The 16627-nt window shown below is 67.5% G+C and carries 16 protein-coding genes; 9 read left to right on the plus strand and 7 right to left on the minus strand.

Going from position 1 to position 16627, the window contains the following annotated elements:
* Nucleotides 1-78: 78 nt before the first annotated feature.
* The 6 genes from NP4_RS09810 to NP4_RS09835 are packed head-to-tail and all read left to right on the plus strand — an operon-like array spanning nt 79 to nt 6200.
* On the plus strand, nt 79-1629 hold the full coding sequence (locus NP4_RS09810) for an AMP-binding protein (protein WP_067995270.1): 1551 nt from the start codon (nt 79-81) through the stop codon (nt 1627-1629).
* Nucleotides 1626-1874, plus strand: a complete 249-nt coding sequence (locus NP4_RS41590; RefSeq protein WP_067995273.1) for a phosphopantetheine-binding protein — start codon at nt 1626-1628, stop codon at nt 1872-1874. The genes NP4_RS09810 and NP4_RS41590 overlap by 4 nt, the downstream gene beginning before the upstream one ends.
* 6 nt (nt 1875-1880) lie before the next feature.
* Nucleotides 1881-2993 (plus strand): acyl-CoA dehydrogenase family protein, encoded by a 1113-nt coding sequence (locus NP4_RS09820; RefSeq protein ID WP_211335880.1) that lies wholly within the window; start codon nt 1881-1883, stop codon nt 2991-2993.
* A gap of 28 nt (nt 2994-3021) precedes the next feature.
* Nucleotides 3022-4191, plus strand: a complete 1170-nt coding sequence (locus NP4_RS09825) for an acyl-CoA dehydrogenase family protein (RefSeq protein WP_245997911.1) — start codon at nt 3022-3024, stop codon at nt 4189-4191.
* A gap of 3 nt (nt 4192-4194) precedes the next feature.
* Complete coding sequence (locus tag NP4_RS09830) at nt 4195-4977, plus strand: alpha/beta fold hydrolase (protein WP_067995282.1); 783 nt, start codon at nt 4195-4197, stop codon at nt 4975-4977.
* 5 nt (nt 4978-4982) lie between these two features.
* On the plus strand, nt 4983-6200 hold the full coding sequence (locus tag NP4_RS09835) for an MFS transporter (protein WP_067995291.1): 1218 nt from the start codon (nt 4983-4985) through the stop codon (nt 6198-6200).
* Here NP4_RS09835 and NP4_RS09840 read toward each other — a convergent pair.
* From NP4_RS09840 to NP4_RS09850, 3 genes are read right to left on the minus strand one after another with little or no spacing between them, the layout of a single operon-like run.
* Nucleotides 6191-6814, minus strand: a complete 624-nt coding sequence (locus NP4_RS09840) for a LysE family translocator (protein ID WP_067995294.1) — start codon at nt 6812-6814, stop codon at nt 6191-6193. The genes NP4_RS09835 and NP4_RS09840 overlap by 10 nt on opposite strands.
* A 9-nt stretch (nt 6815-6823) precedes the next feature.
* A complete protein-coding gene (locus tag NP4_RS09845; protein ID WP_067995297.1) occupies nt 6824-7003 on the minus strand; it encodes a hypothetical protein in 180 nt (59 codons plus the stop codon).
* Nucleotides 6993-7808 carry a class I SAM-dependent methyltransferase gene (locus NP4_RS09850; protein ID WP_067995300.1) on the minus strand — a complete coding sequence of 272 codons (816 nt, stop codon included), beginning with the start codon at nt 7806-7808 and terminating at the stop codon, nt 6993-6995. The genes NP4_RS09845 and NP4_RS09850 overlap by 11 nt, the downstream gene beginning before the upstream one ends.
* Nucleotides 7809-7897: 89 nt before the next feature.
* Here NP4_RS09850 and rdmE point away from each other — a divergent pair, with 89 nt between their 5' ends.
* Nucleotides 7898-9442, plus strand: coding sequence for an aklavinone 12-hydroxylase RdmE (gene rdmE / locus NP4_RS09855; RefSeq protein ID WP_067995302.1), 1545 nt, complete (start codon nt 7898-7900; stop codon nt 9440-9442).
* A gap of 18 nt (nt 9443-9460) precedes the next feature.
* On the opposite strand, the gene NP4_RS09860 is transcribed toward rdmE, so the two are convergent.
* Genes NP4_RS09860 through NP4_RS09875 form a run of 4 tightly spaced genes read right to left on the minus strand, consistent with a single transcriptional unit; the run spans nt 9461 to nt 13940 of the window.
* Nucleotides 9461-10540 carry an SDR family oxidoreductase gene (locus tag NP4_RS09860; RefSeq protein ID WP_169813702.1) on the minus strand — a complete coding sequence of 360 codons (1080 nt, stop codon included), beginning with the start codon at nt 10538-10540 and terminating at the stop codon, nt 9461-9463.
* On the minus strand, nt 10540-11949 hold the full coding sequence (locus NP4_RS09865) for a condensation domain-containing protein (RefSeq protein ID WP_067995308.1): 1410 nt from the start codon (nt 11947-11949) through the stop codon (nt 10540-10542). Before NP4_RS09865 ends, NP4_RS09860 begins: the two co-directional genes overlap by 1 nt.
* On the minus strand, nt 11949-13148 hold the full coding sequence (locus NP4_RS09870) for a M20 family metallopeptidase (protein WP_067995310.1): 1200 nt from the start codon (nt 13146-13148) through the stop codon (nt 11949-11951). The genes NP4_RS09865 and NP4_RS09870 overlap by 1 nt, the downstream gene beginning before the upstream one ends.
* 48 nt (nt 13149-13196) lie before the next feature.
* Complete coding sequence (locus tag NP4_RS09875) at nt 13197-13940, minus strand: class I SAM-dependent methyltransferase (RefSeq protein ID WP_170216782.1); 744 nt, start codon at nt 13938-13940, stop codon at nt 13197-13199.
* Nucleotides 13941-14109: 169 nt separating this feature from the next.
* Between NP4_RS09875 and NP4_RS09880 the strand changes: the two genes are divergently transcribed.
* Together NP4_RS09880 and NP4_RS09885 are read left to right on the plus strand one after the other, a co-directional pair.
* Nucleotides 14110-15309: an iron-containing alcohol dehydrogenase gene (locus NP4_RS09880; protein WP_169813703.1), complete on the plus strand. Its 1200-nt coding sequence runs from the start codon at nt 14110-14112 to the stop codon at nt 15307-15309.
* Nucleotides 15299-16624, plus strand: a complete 1326-nt coding sequence (locus tag NP4_RS09885) for a cupin domain-containing protein (protein WP_067995318.1) — start codon at nt 15299-15301, stop codon at nt 16622-16624. The genes NP4_RS09880 and NP4_RS09885 overlap by 11 nt, the downstream gene beginning before the upstream one ends.
* The last annotated feature ends 3 nt before the right edge of the window (nt 16625-16627 follow it).

Raw genomic sequence — 16627 nt, forward strand, 5'->3', positions numbered from 1 at the left:
TGATCCGGTAATGTTTCAACTCGGCAACGCGAGGGTTCTGTGCGCATTCATGCCGGTTCAGTTGTGACTACAGGGGGAATGAAATTGGGCCGATTGGACGAGTTGATAACCGACCGGGCTCGAGAGTGTCCGGACCGTATCGCGGTTGTCGATTCCACGCGTTCACTCACCTATTCCGAGCTGGACCGCGAGATCGATGAATGCGCAGTGGCATTCGCCCGGGTGGGTATCGGTCCCGGAACGCGGGTCGGGCTGATATCTACCAAAAATATAGCGACCGTAACCGCGATCTACGCACTGCTGCGGCGGCGCGCGGTGGTCGCCCCCATCGATCCGGCCGAACCGCCCGAGCGAATCCAGCGAATGGCTCGCAGTGGATTGCTCGCCACGCTGATATTCGACGCGCGAGCGAAGAAGACCGTGGTCGCCGCCGCCGAACGCCTGACCCCCGACCGCATTCCCGAACAACCCCAACAGGTTTGGCCGAGCCTGTTCGCCGCACCCACCGTGCCGGAATTCGACGGTCCGATTCCGGGCGGCGAACAGCTGCGCGATGTGGGCTACATACTGTTCACCTCCGGCAGCACCGGCTGGCCCAAAGGGGTTGCCCTCACACACGAGAACGTCCTGCACTTCGCCCGGTGGGCGGCCCATCGGCTCGGCGTGCGGGCCGACGACGTCGTCGGTTCCCAGGCCTCGCTGGGGTTCGACCTGACCACCTTCGACCTGTTTTCCACGGCCCTGGCCGGTGCGACGGTCTCGCTGCTGCCCGACTTCCTGCGCAGCTTCCCGCGCGATGTGCTCGATTGGCTGCGCCGCGACCGCGTTTCGATCCTCTACGCCGCGCCCAGCCTGTACGTGCGGTTGCTCGAGCGGGCCGGACTCGACGGCGAACAGGCCGACCGGCTGCGCGTGCTGGCCTACGCGGGCGAGCCGTTCCCGGCCCGCGCCCTCTACCGGCTGCGGACCGCCTTCGCATCCGCGCAGATCTGGAATCTGTTCGGCCCCACCGAAACCAACGTCTGCGCGGCCTACCGGATACCCGCCGGATGGACCGCCGAGGATCCCGTTCCCATCGGTAAGCCGATCGACGGCACCTGGATCGAGGTGATCGACGACGCGGGCCACCCGAGTTCGACCGGACAGCTCGCCGTGAGCGGCCCGTCGGTCTTTCCCGGCTATCTGGCCGACGGCCGATTCCGGGATCCGACGGTATTCATCGAATGCCGCGACGGGATCACTCGCCGCTGCTACCCGACCGGAGACCACGGCGGGTTCGACGCCGACGGCAATCTCTACTTCACCGGGCGGCGCGATCATCAGATCAAACGTCGCGGCGTTCGCATCGATCTCGCGGATATCGAAGCGGCGGTTGCCGATTTCCCGGCGGTCGACGCCTGCGCGGCGGTATTCCTCGACACCGCCGACGGCGGTCACATCACATTGTTCGTCGGCGGCCGCGGCCTCGAGCCCCCGGCGGTCGATTCGGTGATCGCCGCGGTGCTTCCGCCGCGTTCGGCGCCCGACGATGTCGTGATACTCGACGAACTTCCTCGCAATATCAGAGGAAAGATCGACCGGCAGCAATTGACCGCGTCGATCCGCATGAATTCAGGAGATGGACTGTGACAACGATTACCGATATCTGCGATATCGTCCAGCGCAACGTTCGCGCCAGCGCGGGCGCTGAGGACACCGTCGTCGAGCCCGACACCGAACTGCTGCTGACCGGTCTATTGGATTCGCTGACGATCATGAAGATCGTCACGGAAATCGAGAAGGCCGCGGGCATTTCATTTCCCGACGACGCGATCGTGGCGGCCAACTTCCGCTCGCCGAATCAGCTGCACTCCCTGGTCGCACGGATCGGCTGAGACATCGTGGAAATCGAAGATGTCATCGCCGAAACGGAAACCCAGGCACGGGAACTGCTTTCGAAGCTGACCACGGACGCGAACTACGCCGACTATTGGAACGGCCTCGCGCCACTGGGACTTCTGGGTGCGAGCGGTGAGCCCGGTGGCGGCGCGGTCACCAGGGCGGTCGCAAGGATCGAGGGACTGGGTCGCGCGGAAGCCCCCGCGGGTATCGTCTACGCGCTCACCTCACAGCTGTTCGGTCTGCAGTTTCCGCTGCGGCGCGCGCTGTCTGTCGCGCCGGATTGGCTCGAAGACGCCGAGACCGGCAAGGTTTCGCTCTGTCACGCGCTGACCGAGGAGGGCGGCGGCAGCGATCCGCTGTCCATGCGGACCTCCGCCGCGCGCCAGCCCGACGGGACGTATCTGCTCACCGGACGCAAAGCCTTCGTCACCGCGGCGCCGGTCGCCGCCTATGCGCTGGTGTTCGCCCGGACCAGCGAGGGCCGCCAGCCGTTCGCGCTCACCCCGTTCGTCGTCGATCTGCACACCGCCGGGGTGACCCGCAGCGATCCGTTCCCCAAGACCGCGCTGACCGCGGTTCCCATGGGCGCGATCGACTTCGACGACGCGGCGGCGCTCGCGATGGTCGGGGCCGAGGGTTCGGGTCTGGCGCTGCTCGCGGCGACCACGGCCTGGGAGCGGGCGCTGCTGCTGTCCTATGCGCTGGGACCGATGCATGTGACGCTACAGCGCTGTGTCCGCTGGGCCGGTGAGCGCAAGCAGTTCGGGCGGGCCATGGGCTCCAGCCATCTGGTCGCCGCGCGGATCGCGGATATGGCCGCATGCCTGTTCCGGTCGCGGCGGCTCGTGTACGACCTTGCGGCCCAATTCGATCGGGCCACCAGCTGGCGACGCCTGGCCACGACGGCGGCGATGGCGAAGATCTCACTGTCGGAGGATTTCGCCAAATTCACCACCCTGGCCGCGGGTCTGGGCGGCGCGCGCAGCTTCGTGGAGGGCACCGGCCTGACGGTCGATCTCATCAGCCCCGCCGCGGCGGCCACCTACGCCGGACCCAACGACCTGCTCCGGATCGCGATCGCCCGCGATCTCGGGCTGCCCGTCGAAAACTGAATCCTCGGAGGGGACTATGACAGTGGCGATGACGTCCGATCTCGAAGCGATCGCCACCGCGGTCGCGGACGGGTTGGCCAAGAACGCGGCGGATGTCGATGCGGGCAGGACCGACGCGCAGGACAGCTACCGGATCGTGAAGGAGTCCGGGCTGCTGGCCGCGCTCGTCCCCGAGCGGTTCGGCGGGTACGGGCTCTCGTTCAGCGGTTACACCCGGATTCTGGAGATTCTCGGGCGCTGCGACGGCAGTTCGGCGCTGGGCTTCAATATGCACAATGTCGCCATCGGCGCGATGTGCGATCTCGGGGACAGCGCATTGCCGAAGGCCGCGGAGGATTTCCGGGCCTGGGCCTTCGACGAGATCATCGGTCAGCGCCGAATGTTCGCCTCGGCGACATCGGAGATGGCGGGCGGGTCGAAGCTCAGCAAGATCACCACGACCTACGAGAAGACCGCCGACGGCGGCTATCGGCTCGAGGGGACCAAGGCGTTCGTCTCGCTGTCGCGGGTGGCGGACTATTACGTCGTGGCGGCCCGGGCGGCCGATTCGACCGACCGCTCCGAGGTTTCGCACTTCGTCGTGCACAGCGCCGACGCCGGGGTTCGGTTCGGCGGCAGCTGGGACGGCGTGGCGCTGAACGGAACGCACACCGGCACAATGATTTTGGACGACGTGCGGATTCCGCGGAGTCGGCTGTTCATGGGCATCGAGGGGATGTCGCTGTTCAAGGTCATCCGGGAGCCGCACTGGATGGTGGCCGGCTATATGGGCGCGTACCTCGGAATCGCCAGGGGGATGGTCGATTTCGCGGTGGATTACATCGGCCGCGACGAGAATCGGCGGTCCTCGGCGGCCGTGCGCGCCGAATTGGCGCGCATGAGTATCGAACTCGAGCAGACCCGCGCACTGGTCTTCCACGCGACCGCGCTGCTGGATTCCCAGCGCGGCACCACCGAGGCCAATCGCGCGGTGTATTCCGCGAAGTACTCGATCGGCTACACCGCGCCTCGAATCGCGCTCGACGTGGTCAAGCTGTGCGGATCGGCCGCGGTGCGCAAGGCGAATCCGTTGGAGCGCATGCTGCGTGAGTCTGTCTTCTGCTCGGTGATGCCCGCCAAGCCGGACGAATGCCTCGAGTACGTGGGCAAATCGCTGCTGGGGTTCAATATGCTCGACGCTCGCGAGATGACGTGGTGACCCATGCCGATGATCGAATTGTCGCCCGGGCCGATCGAATACCTGGTCCACGCCGGTGATCCCGGCCTGAACCCGCTGGTGTTCCTGCACGAGGGGCTCGGTTCGGCCGGTATGTGGGGCAAGCTGCCTCGACTGCTCGCGGCGCGGACCGGCCGCTCGACCGTGGTGTACTCGCGCAGCGGCTACGGCGGTTCCGGTCCCGCCCGATTGCCGCGTGAGCCCGGCTATATGCACACCGAGGCGCGGGTGCTGCGAGAGCTGTTGGGTGAGTTGGAGATCGACCATCCGATCCTGGTCGGTCACAGCGACGGCGCGTCGATCGCGATACTCTACGCCGGGTCGGCGGAGGTTTCGGCCGACGCGCTCGTCCTCATCGCACCGCACGTGATCGTCGAAGAGGTGACCTTGGCCGGTATCCGGACCGCGGTGGATCGGTTCACCGACGGCTCGCTGGCGCGCAAACTGGCCCAGTTCCACAATGATCCGGAGCGGGTGTTTCGCGGCTGGACCGATATCTGGCTCTCGCCGGGGTTCCGCGACTGGGATATTCGTCCGGCGCTGCCGGGCGTCGCCTGTCCGGTCCTGGTGATCCAGGGCGATGCGGATCAGTACGGGACCGCGGCGCAGTTGGACGCCATCGAGCACGGGGCCGCCGGAATCGTTCGGCGTCTGGAACTTCCGGAGACCGGGCATGCGCCACATCTCGAGCAGCCGGTGGTCATCGCCGAGGCGATCACCGACTTTCTCGGCCTCCTCGACCGTGATCGGACCGACCTACGAGGTTAGGGAGCATGTCTACCACTCCAGCGCCCGCGCTCACCGCGATTCGGCCCCGGGCCGGATTCGCCTCCGCCCTGGCCATTCTGCTGCTGGTCGTCGTCATGATGGGCGGCACCGTATCGACTCCGCTGTTCCCCATCTACGCGAAAGCCGATGGGCTGACGCCGATCACGATCACCACCGTCTTCGCTGTCTACGCGGTCGGAATCCTGGTGACGCTGTTGGGGTTCGGGCGCATCTCGGATTCGGTGGGGCGCTTGCCGATCATCGTGCTGGGTGTGGCGCTGGCCGCGGTCGGCATGGTGATTCCGATCCTGTCCTCGCAGTTGCCCGCATTGCTGATCGCGCGGCTGTTGACCGGGGTGTCGGTCGGGTTCACGACCGGGGCCACGACCGCCTATCTCGGTGAGCTGCACGGCAATCGGGCCCGCGCGGCACTGGTGGCGGGCATCGCGAATATGGCCGGGCTCGGGTTGGGCGCGCTGCTGGGCGGTGTCACCGCACAGCTCAGCGACGCGCCGCTGCGGCTGCCCTATGCGCTGATGATCGTGCTCATGCTGCCGGTGGCGGTCATCGGGCTGCTGCCCGAAACCGTGCCCGACCGGTCGGCCTGGTCGTTCCGTCCCCAGCGGCCGAGCATCCCGGAAAGCGCGATGGGCGTATTCGTCCCGGCGGCCGCCGGGGTGTTCACGGCGTTCTCGGTACTCGGTCTGACCGCGGGCCTGGCGGGAAGTTTCCTTGCCGGATCCCTGCATTCGACCAACCACATCCTCGCCGGCGGCGCGATCCTGCTGTCCTTCGGGGCCGCCGCGCTCGCCCAGCCGATCACCGTCCGCACCGATATCCGCACCGGCCTCATCGCCGGATCGATCCTCCTGCCCATCGGCGCGGTCCTTTTCGCGACGGCCCTCAACACCGCCTCCCTGCCGATCTTCCTGATCGGCACCACCATCGGCGGCGCGGGCGCGGGCACCGCCTTCCGCGCGGGTCTGTCCGCGGTCACGGTGGCCGCTCCGCCCACCCGAGTAGGCGAGGTAGCCTCCGCCTATTTCGCCGCCGCCTACCTCGGCCTCACCATGCCGGTGGTCGGCGTGGGCGCGCTGGCCATCTGGGTCCCCCTGTCCACCGCCGCAATCGTTTTCGCGATCGTCGTTCTCGTCCTGGCGACAGCGGTCGTCATCGGCGCGAACAGACGACACAGCGAGCCGAACTGTGAGAATCAGCCCTGAAACCCCAGCGCCGCCCCGAACCCGATCAGCGCCGTACCGGTCGCCGCGTCCAGTGAGCGGCGAACCTTGCGGCGCTGCAGGGCCGGGCGGATCCGACGGACGAGGAAGACCAGCGCCACGAGCCAGAGCCCACCCAGCGCGGATACGGTGTAGGCGAGCAACAGCGCATCCCACATAGTGGTGACGCCCGGATGCAGGAATTGGGGCAGCACGGAAAGGTAGAGCGCCAAGACCTTGGGATTGGTGATGTTGGACAGGAACCCCTCCCGCCAACGCCGCCACGAACCCACCCGCGCACCGGTCTCGTCCAACCCCGCGTACTCCCCACGTCGCGCGGACAGCAGCGCCTGAATACCGAGGTAGGCCAGATAGAGCGCGCCGACCCAGCGCAGCGTGATGAACACCGGCTGCGACCGCACGATCAGCGCCCCGAGCCCGAGCGCCACGGCCGTGCCCTGTACGACATTGCCCACGGTGATGCCGAATGTCGACATCAGTCCGCCCCGCTGTCCACCCGCGAGGGCGTTCTTCAGAACCACGACGGTATCGGGACCGGGAGCGATCACCACCAGCACGACGAAAACCAGATACGCGAGATAGGAACTCCAGGTCACCGGACCATATTAGCCAGATCGGCCGGTCACCTCCGCGTACTGCGCCTGGGTCACCGGAAGGACCGACAGCCGGAACCGCGCGACCTCCACCGGCCAGCGCCGTTGCGTCCGCCGATCCGACAGCTCGACCCGCCCGGGCGAGATATCGACCATCTCGAAGGTATCGGCACCGCGTCGCTCACCGCGCACCGGCGTGGACCAGATGAACCACCGAATCCGTTGGACGACTTGCGATCCCGTAGTCGTCCAGGATCCGCGCCGCCGAAAGGTCCCGAATCCGTTCGTAGCCGAGCGACTGCAGCAGGCTTCGCATCTCGTCCTCGTCGAAGAAGCTGAGCCATGGCTCACCCACCGCCGCCACCCGATCCACCCGCTGCCGATCGGGCGCGGCGACGGGATACCGATAGTCGAAAACCACCTCGACCGGACCATCCTGCTCGGCGATGTAGCGCAGCGTGTCCTCGATCGATTGCCGGGTCAGATACACCACGACACCGAGCCACACGAAGATGACGCCGCGGCCGCGATCGAACCCCACCGCGGCCAATCCGTCGGCCAGCGTGGACTGTTCGAAATCCACCGGCGCGAAAGTCAGTGAGGCGGGAACCTCGATCCCCGTCCGCGCCAGCCGCTGCCGCTTCCACTCCTGTGTCACGGGATGGTCGACCTCGAAGAATCGAATATCCGCCCGAGTATTCCGATACGCGGCGGTATCCAACCCCGCCCCGAGCACGACAACCTGATCGACCCCACGATCGATCGCCGCCGCGACGGCCTCATCGGCGAACCGACTGCGCGCCGCGATCAGCAATCGCCGATGCCGCACCGCGTCGTCATCGAGCCCCTCCTGGAAGTCGTTCGCTCCCCGATCGTCACCCTCGACGATCCGCACGGCCAGCGGATCGGCGAATACCCGCGCCCCATCGACGATTTGGTGATCGGCCCTGGCATGCGCCACGGCCATTGCCGTCCTACTGGGTTGCCCGACCTGCATACCGGCCAGCGTAATCGACCCTTCGCGCTTCGACTCGCGCTTGATTAATCAAGCTTGACTATATTTGGGCCGCCTCCTACCGTGGGGGCATGCGAGAGCGAGTGGCCGTACTGGTCGTAGGTGCGGGGTTGGCCGGTTCGGCCGCCGCGATGTTCCTGGCACGACGGGGAGTCGAGGTGTTGCTGGTCGAGCGGCGGTCCGCGATCTCACCCTTTCCGAGGGCGATCGGCCAGAACCAGCGCACGATGGAACTGCTGGGATTCGGCGGGATCGCCGGGGAGGTGCCGCAGGCGACCGAGCGGCTGGCCCGATTTCGGGTTCGGGTCGCGGCCACTGTGCCGGGCCCGGCTCTGCACGAAGAGGTTTCGAGCGAGGACGGCGGTGCGATCGGCGCGCTGTCCCCGGCCGGATTGGGTGCGGCCGGGCAGCACGAATTGGAGCCGATGTTGCTACGACGGGCCGAGAAGCTGGGCGCGGAAATACATTTCGGCACCGAGCTGGTCTCCTTCGAACAGGACGACGACGGTGTCACCGCACTGCTGCGCCACGACGGGCGGACCACGCGGGTGCGCGCGGCGTATCTGGTTGCCGCCGATGGCAATCGCAGCGATGTGCGCGCGGCGCTCGGCGTCGAACGTCACGGCCCCGGCAGCCTGTCACACCACATCAGCATCATCTTCGACGCCGATCTGGGCCGCCTGGTCGATCCCGAACACCCGACCCTGCACATCCTGCACAACGAACACCTCGGCGGCGTATTCACCACCATCGACCACGCCGCCGACCGGCATCTGCTGACCACCGGCTACGATCCGGCCGCCGGGCAGACCCCGCCCGACTTCACCACCGAGCGATGCGTCGACCTGATCCGGCTGGTCACCGAATTGCCCGGCCTGGAACCGAGAATCGCCGCGGTGCGCCCGTGGGAGATGGCGGCCGCGGTCGCCGACCGCTTCCTCGTCGGCCGGGTGCTGCTGGCCGGTGACGCCGCGAAGGTCACCCCGCCCAGCGGCGGACTGGGCGGCAATACCGCGATCGGTGACGCCTACGACCTGGCCTGGAAACTCGCCGCGGTACTCGACGGGACGGCCGGACCGCGGCTGCTGGAAACCTATGACGCCGAACGCCGTCCGATCGCCGAGCGGGTCGTCGCCGAGGCGCTGCGACTGCTGGCCGAGCGCGGATCCGCCTCGGACGCGAACGCCGAAAGGCAACGCGCACTAGAGCTCACCCTCGGATTCCGCTATCGCTCCGCGGCGATACGCACCGACGACGACGACCCCGCCGACACCGAGGATCCGTTCCATCCGAGCGGCCGCCCCGGATTCCGCGCGCCGCATGTGTGGCTGCGCCACGAAACACTGTCGACCATCGACCTTTTCGGCGACGGGTTCGTTTTGCTGACCGGCGCGGGCAATCTCTGGTCCGAGGCGGCCGCGGGGCTGGAAGCGGCCGTGAGAATCCACCCGATCGGCGCGGAGCCCGGCGGAGAATTCTTCGCCCGCTACGGAATAGGCCCGTCGGGCGCGAGTCTGGTACGCCCGGACGGCGTCATCGCGTGGCGCGTCTTCGAGGCCCCGAGCGATCCGAAGCAGGCCCTTTCGGACACGCTCGCAACGGTTTCGGCACGCTAGTTCAGCCCGCGTCGTCCATTACTTCAGATACCAATCGACCAATCGTTCGACGAGGTCGAGATCGCAGACCGCGTCCGGGACGGTCAGCGTCGATTCGAGATTACGCCGCTCGAATTCGATCGTATCGACCAGATATTTACCGGTATAGGCCAGCCGCGCGGCCACCGCCCGATCCAGCGTGCTGAGCCGCGAATCGGCCCAGTCCCGTGTGTGAACCGGCCGCAGCGTCATGCCGAGTCCCGCGCCGATCGTTCGAACCGTCTCCGCCGCCGAAACACCGACGCGGTCGGTCAGATTCACGATTCGCGGCGGTTTCTCGACCTCGGCCAGGGCCAGCAGCCAGTCCACACATATATCGATCGGCACAAGATTCAGCGTCGCGGACTCACCCACCTGCACCGCGGCGGATCCGCCGGGAAAGCGGGCGGCCACCCGGCGCATCCCCTTCATGAAGTTGTAGATCCCGAAATCGGAGGTGGTGTGCGCGGTTTTCGACGAGCCCACCACCTGCCCCAACCGAAATACCGCGCCGTCGATACCGTGTTCGGTCAGGTAATCGCGGAAGATCAGTTCACCGCCGCGTTTGGTCTCCTCGTAGACCGTGCGGAAGCGGCAGTCCGCGGTAATGGGTAGCCAGTCCTCCCGGGTCGGCGTATCCGAGACGCCACCGACATAGGCGGTGCTGATCAGAAAGAACCGCGAGCCCGGCCGAGCGTGCTCGGCGAACAATCGCAGCGCCCGCTCGGTCCCCCGGGTATTGACCTCCGCGAGCAGCGCGGGCCGGTTCGGAGACAGATCGACCGCGGCGGCGAAATGCCAGAAATCGCAAGGCTCGGCGAAGATCTCGGCCGCCACTGCGTCGTCGATGCCCAGATTCTCCCGCGTCAATTCGCACTCGTAGGTCTCGACCTTCTCCACCCCGGGCGGTGGCAGTTCCCCCTCGTTGACCGTCGCCATCGCGAGCGCCTGCGGAACCCGCGTCCGCGCCCCGCGCGCGAGCGCTTTCACGCGGACGCCGCGTTTGACCATCTCGCAGATCGTATTACTGGCGACGTATCCGTTCGCGCCGTCCACGACGGCCACTGTCGGGGGAACCATCAAACGCTCCATATGTTGCTGCGGAAGCGGCGATCGACGGTGTCGATCAGCCGCCCGAGTTCGACCGCGGGATCCCGAGCGGCCTCGAGGCACAGGTCGACGACGGTCGCGCACATGGCCGCGGACAGCTCGTCGCTCCACAATCGCTGTGCCGCATTGAATGTCATCGCCAGCGCGTGCGGTGCGCCCTTGATCGTGAGCATGCCGTCGATGGGCAGCACATTGCCCACCGAGGTCCGATGCAGGGCGTACTCCGCGACGACGCAGTCGGGGCCGAAAAGCCCTTCGGCCCTGGTGGTTTTCGGGACATTGAGCATCTGCACCGGGAACAGGGCGCTGCTCGGATCGATCAGCGATACCGACAACTCCGGGCAGATCTCGAGCACCTCGATGAAGGGGTACCACTGAAACCGATAGGCGGGCAGCGCGTTTCGCTTGAACGTCGCGACCAGCTCCGCGAACGTCATCCCCGGCGACCAGGCGAATTTGATCAGGAAGGGATTGAAAAGCATGGCCACCGACTCGTGGAACCGTGGATCCCGGCGACCGTGGGTGAAGGTCGGCAACAGATACGCCTCGCTGCCGCCGAGCCGTCCCAGAATGAAGCCGTAGGCCGCGGCCAGCACCATGAACGGGGTCGCCCGCAACCGCCCGGCCAGACCGCGCACGGCCGCGGTCTCCGGCGGCCGCAGGCTGCGATCGCCCCGGCCGGTGATCGCCGGATCGCCCTGCGGCCGCGCCTGATCCAACCCGGCGGTCTGCAACACCTCGAACGAGCCCAGATACTCCGGCCAGAAGGTCCGGGCGGCATCGGCCTCCGCCGATTCCAGCGCGGCCAGCTCATCGAGGACGATTCGCGCGTAATTCACCTGCGGCGGTGCGGGTTTCGGTTCCAGACCGGCCGCCGCGCGGTAGTACCGGCCGATATCGCCCGCGAGCACCTCGAGCGACCAGGCGTCGGCCACGCTGTGATGGACCGTCACCTGTAGCAGCCATCGCCGGTCCGAGGCGTTCTCGAGCAGCAGTACCCGCAGCAACGGCGGCCGCGTGAGATCGAAGGGCCTGTTGTTGTACTCGGCCAGCAGCGCCTCGATATCCGGTTCGGCCCAGGATGTTCCGGCCGACACCCGTCGCACCGTCGCCTCGGGCTCGAAATCGACCCCGATGACCTGCTCGGCCATGCCTCGCCCGCGCACCACCGCGACCCGCAGCGCGTCGTGGCGTCCGACCGCCGCGGCGACGGCGTCGAACAGCCGCCCGCGATCGAGCCGACCGTCGATCGTGAGCCGCAGGGAGATGTTGAACGCCTCGGCCGCGCCGCCCGGCCGGATCGATTCCAGAAAGTCCAGCAGATGCTGCCCCGGACTCAGCGGCAGCCTGGTATCGCCGGTCTCGCGCGGACCCGCCATCACGAGCCGTCGCGCAGAAAGCGTTGTGCCGCAACAGCGTATGTCAGCGCGTACCGTTTCAGATCGCTCACCTCGACGTATTCGTCGGCCTTGTGCGCGATCCACTTACCCCCGGGCCCGTATACGACGCTGGGGACCTTGCCGTAATGGGTCAGGATGGTGCCGTCGGTGGTGCCGGGCACCCCGCCGACCACCGGCCGCACCCCGTTGACGATCTCGTGCGCCGCGACCAGCGATGCCACCAGCGGTGTGTCCGAGGCGGTTTCGACCCACGGACGATCGTCGATGACGGTCACGGCCGTGCCGATCTCACAGTCGCGCGCGGCGGTGTCGATACATTCGCCGATGCGCTTCAGGACCGTCTCGTGGTCCACCCCGGGAATCGTGCGGACATCGACGTACAGCGCGGTCGTGCCCGGAATGGTGTTCATCTGATCCGGAGTCCCCGCCCGCACCACAGTGGGCGTGATGGAGGGCGCGCCGAGCGTTGGCAGGCTGCCGACCTCCTGGATCAGGGTGTGTTCGAGCGTCTCGAGGGCGAGCACCACCCGGGCCATGGCGGGCAGGGTGTTGCGGCCCTGGGTCGGCATGGCGCCGTGGCTCATCACACCGGTGAAATCCACCCGCAGCCGGATCGCGCCCTTGGAGACCGGGCACACCTCGTCGCCTTCGGGCTCACAGCAGATCACCCCGTCGACATCGCGGACGAAGCCCTGGGCCACGGCCGCTTTCGCGCCCGTCATCAGTCCCTCTTCGTCGGCGAGCAGCAGCAGTCGGATACGTCCGGGGAAGGGACCGGCCAGCTGGAGCGCCCGCGTCCCGTAAAGCATTGTCGCGACGCCGGATTTCATATCCGCCGCGCCGCGGCCGTAGAGCTTGCCGTCGCGAATCTCGCCGCTGTAGGGGTCCATGGTCCACTGGGCCGGATCGCCCTCGGTCACCACATCCAGATGACCCTCGAACGCCAGGGTCGGACCCGCTCCCCCGCCTCCGTCCAGGGTGATCACGATATTCGGCCGGCCGCCGGAGTCGAAAAACCGCGGACGCCAACCCCATTCGGTGATCTTCGCGAGCAGGAAGGCCGCTACGGCGCGTTCACCCCTGCCTTCTTCGTCCGGGGTGTGGGTGCGCACGAGGTGCTGCGTGAATTCGACGAGTTCGCGCTCGTCGATCCCGGCATCCAGAGCGGCGATGTCCACGGAGCCTCCCAGGTGTCAGAGTGTCCATGCTACGACGCCGTCGGCGCCCTACAACCCGTTTCTTTTTTGGGCTTTGATCCAAGACATGGCCTGACGCAGCCCGGCCACCTCACCCGCCTCGGTCACGAAATTCGTACCGAATACCCCCTCGTCGTCGCTCGGTTCCAGCGCCGCCACATGCCGCCGCACCTCGGCCGATTCCTGCGCACCGGCTCCGCCGTCGGCCAGCCACTGCGCCAGCGGGCGATAGCTGGTGGTGCGTCGACATTCGAGTACGTCCAGCGAATTGATTTGCAGCAGTTCGACGATCCGGTCCTCGGTCAGCGTCGAGGAATGCCCCGGATCCCGCAGGCGCTGAATCGTCTCGACCCGCTCGTGCGCCGCACCGGACAGTCCCGTGACATTGTCGGCGACGACGAGATGACCGCCCGGGCGCACCACACGCGCCAGTTCGGCGACCGCGACGGCGGGATGTCGAACATGGTGCAGCGCACGGGTGCACAGCACCAGATCGAACGCGCCGTCGGCGAACGGCAATTCCTCGACGATGCCGACCACGGGCAGCACACCGGCCGCACGCGCCTGCACGAGCATCTCCGCCGAGGAATCGACGCCGATGATCTTCGCGCCCGCACCGACTTTCGCGGCCACCGCGGCGGCGGCGCCGGTTCCGGTGGCCACATCGAGAACGAATTCGAAACGCACCGGTCGGATCAGCTCGGCCAGTAATTCGCCGTCCAGGCGTCGGCCCTGCCCGTCCGCATAGGTCCGGGCAATCGTTTTGAACCTCAATCGGTTCCGGGAAACCTGTTCGCGGTAGCCTTCGGTCATCTGTTCGCGCAACCCCATAGAAATGATGGGTCGGCGAATTCTGATACTCGCCGATATCGACTCGGCCTACGGTACCGTGGATCGACCGGCGTCCGTACCGGGTTCTCGTCTTGTTGGAGGCAGGTGGTCGATGGACGCCGCCGATACTCGAGTCAGCGACCTGTTGCTGGACTCGCCTCGCACGATCGTCGGCGTGCGGGCCGCGGAGGTCGCCACCGAGATTGTGGCCGAAGCCGCGGGCACCGCCGTGGCCCCGCGCGTGGTCCTGATCGCGGGCGGCGGATTCACCGGACGCGGCTGGTCCGCACCGCTACTGACCGCGCTGCGTTCGTATCCGCTGCGCATGGTGATCCAATCCGGTTTGCCCACACCGGAATCCGTGGCAGTACTGGCCCGGCAGGTGCGCGCCCACCGCGCCGATGTGGTGCTCACGGTGGGCGGAGGCAGCGTCATGGACGCGGGCAAAGCCGCTGCGGCCCTGTCGATCCGCACCGATCCCACACCTGAGCTGGTCGTGCGCGCCTGCGCCGAGGAGACCGGCGGCGAGGCCGCGCCGCCCGTCATCGCCCTGCCGACCACACCCGGGACCGGAGCCGAGGCAACGCCTTTCGCGACGATCTGGCACCGGGGTCAGGGCCGGAAGCTTTCCCTGCGCGGGGCCTCGCTGCGGCCGGTGACCGCGGTGCTCGATCCGGATCTGCTCATCGGACTCCCCGAGGCCCACCTGATCAGCTGCCTGCTGGACACCCTCGCGCAGGGCCTGGAGGGCGCGTGGTCGATCCGCGCCGATCAGCAGTCCGAATGGCTGGGCGGGGCGGCGTGGGCGCTGCTGGCCGATCTGCTGGACCGCCGACCCGACGACTGGGGAGCGGCCCAGCGCCACGCCGCGCTGCTGGCCGGACATCTGGCCGGACGGGCGATCGCCCTCGCGGGAACCACTGTGTGCCATGCGATGTCGTATCCGCTGACCCTGCGCCACGGGCTCGGCCACGGGCACGCCTGCGGGCTCACCCTGGCAGCGGTGCTGCGCTACAACGCCTCGGTCGGCGCGGACTGCGCCGATCCGCGCGGACCACAGCGGGTGCGCGCGACCATCGCGCGGGTGGTCAGCGCCGCGGGCGTCGAGGACGTCGAGGAATTGGCGCGCAGGATCGACACGCTCGCGGCCTCGCCCGCGCTGCCGGTCGCGCCCGATCTGCGCCGCGACGCGATCCGGATCGCCACCGAAGCGCTCGCCTACGACCGCGCGGGCAACAATCCGCGCCGGGTGGATGTTCAGGCCCTGACGCGGCTGCTGGCCGGGATCACGGAGCGGGATTATGCGCGTTGACAATTACAAGGTCGTGCACTGGCTCAATATCAGGAAGACCACGACCGGGCAGCTGGCCGCGGCCGTCGGCGCCGATCACGAACACCTCGCGAAACTGATGTCCGCGCCCGGTGAGAGCGATTGGCCCGACGATATCGCCGACGCGGTGGCCCGCGCGTTGCAGCTCACGCCCGAACAGCTCGTCGCCAGCGGCCGATCCGATCTGACGGTGTCGATCCGCACCCCCGAGCAATTGCGCGACACCCGCCGACCGATTCAGCGTGACGGCATCCACTTCTACAACTACTACACAATGGCCGCGCCGCCGGGCGCGGTCGCACCGGTCATCCTCGATATTCTCTGCCCGGTCGATCGGGTGCCCGCCCTGAACAACGGACATCTCGAACCGGCGATCACGATCAACCTCGGCCCCGGCGACATTCACGGGCGATGGGGCGAGGAACTCGACGAGTCCACCTGGCAGGTCATCGAAACCAATGGGGGCCAAGACGATTGGATCGTCGGCGACTCCTATGTGGAACCTTCGTATTGCCCGCACAGTTATTCACTGGCCGGAACCACCCCGGCCCGAATCGTGTCCTACACGGGTCAATCCTCGCTGGCCGGACTGATCGAGGACCTCAACGACTGGTCCGATCCGGCCGCGACGGCGATGTTCGAATGGCTTGCGGGCGAATCGGTTCCGCGGCAGGTGGCGCTTCTGCTGCTGTCGCGTCGCGGACACACCCTGGCATCGGCCGCAGCCGGTCTGGGGGTGCGCGAGGCCGATCTCGCCGCGGCGATCGATGCCGGATCACCGGAATTGCTGCGGGAGTTGGGTACCGCGCTCGGCTTCGACTACCGGCTGCTGATACCGCCCACGACCCGGCACGACGCGGTGGGCAAGACCTTCAAATCCGTCGCGGAGTGCCGCGCGGAGATTCGCGCCTTCCAGGGTTATCGGGTCACCTCGATGGCCTCCGCGCCGCACCTGCCCGATCTCACCGGACTGTTCCTGCGCGTCGCGGGCGAGGGCGGCCGATTGTGCGAGCCGGCGCAATCCCACTACCTGGTCACCGGCGGCGCGCCCACGCTGCACTGGATTCGCGCCGACGGCTCCGAGGAGCGTGCCGAATTGGCCGCCGACGCCTCGGTGTGGGTGGCGCCGTTCGTCTCGCATCGTTGGTCCGGCGCGGGCGCGCTGATCAAGCTGGGGTCGGGACGACATCTGGGCTATCTGGACCTGTTCGAGCTGACCAACACCTACGCCCCGGCGGCCACCCTGCGGCGCGGCCGCCGGGACAGCCGCGGGTGGGGTTACGACTCCGGGAGATGAAGA

Origin of the sequence: Nocardia pseudobrasiliensis NBRC 108224 (genome assembly GCF_001613105.1) — a bacterium.
GTDB lineage: Bacteria > Actinomycetota > Actinomycetes > Mycobacteriales > Mycobacteriaceae > Nocardia > Nocardia pseudobrasiliensis.

Excerpts from the sequence above, each read along its gene's own strand:
- NP4_RS09880 (WP_169813703.1), top strand. The coding sequence starts at position 14,110 with ATGGACGCCGCCGATACTCGAGTCAGCGACCTGTTGCTGGACTCGCCT.
- NP4_RS09860 (WP_169813702.1), bottom strand. The coding sequence starts at position 10,540 with ATGGTTCCCCCGACAGTGGCCGTCGTGGACGGCGCGAACGGATACGTC.
- NP4_RS09825 (WP_245997911.1), top strand. The coding sequence starts at position 3,022 with ATGACGTCCGATCTCGAAGCGATCGCCACCGCGGTCGCGGACGGGTTG.
- NP4_RS09830 (WP_067995282.1), top strand. The coding sequence starts at position 4,195 with ATGCCGATGATCGAATTGTCGCCCGGGCCGATCGAATACCTGGTCCAC.
- rdmE (WP_067995302.1), top strand. The coding sequence starts at position 7,898 with ATGCGAGAGCGAGTGGCCGTACTGGTCGTAGGTGCGGGGTTGGCCGGT.
- NP4_RS09865 (WP_067995308.1), bottom strand. The coding sequence starts at position 11,949 with ATGGCGGGTCCGCGCGAGACCGGCGATACCAGGCTGCCGCTGAGTCCG.
- NP4_RS09885 (WP_067995318.1), top strand. The coding sequence starts at position 15,299 with ATGCGCGTTGACAATTACAAGGTCGTGCACTGGCTCAATATCAGGAAG.
- NP4_RS09835 (WP_067995291.1), top strand. The coding sequence starts at position 4,983 with ATGTCTACCACTCCAGCGCCCGCGCTCACCGCGATTCGGCCCCGGGCC.
- NP4_RS09850 (WP_067995300.1), bottom strand. The coding sequence starts at position 7,808 with ATGCAGGTCGGGCAACCCAGTAGGACGGCAATGGCCGTGGCGCATGCC.
- NP4_RS09810 (WP_067995270.1), top strand. The coding sequence starts at position 79 with ATGAAATTGGGCCGATTGGACGAGTTGATAACCGACCGGGCTCGAGAG.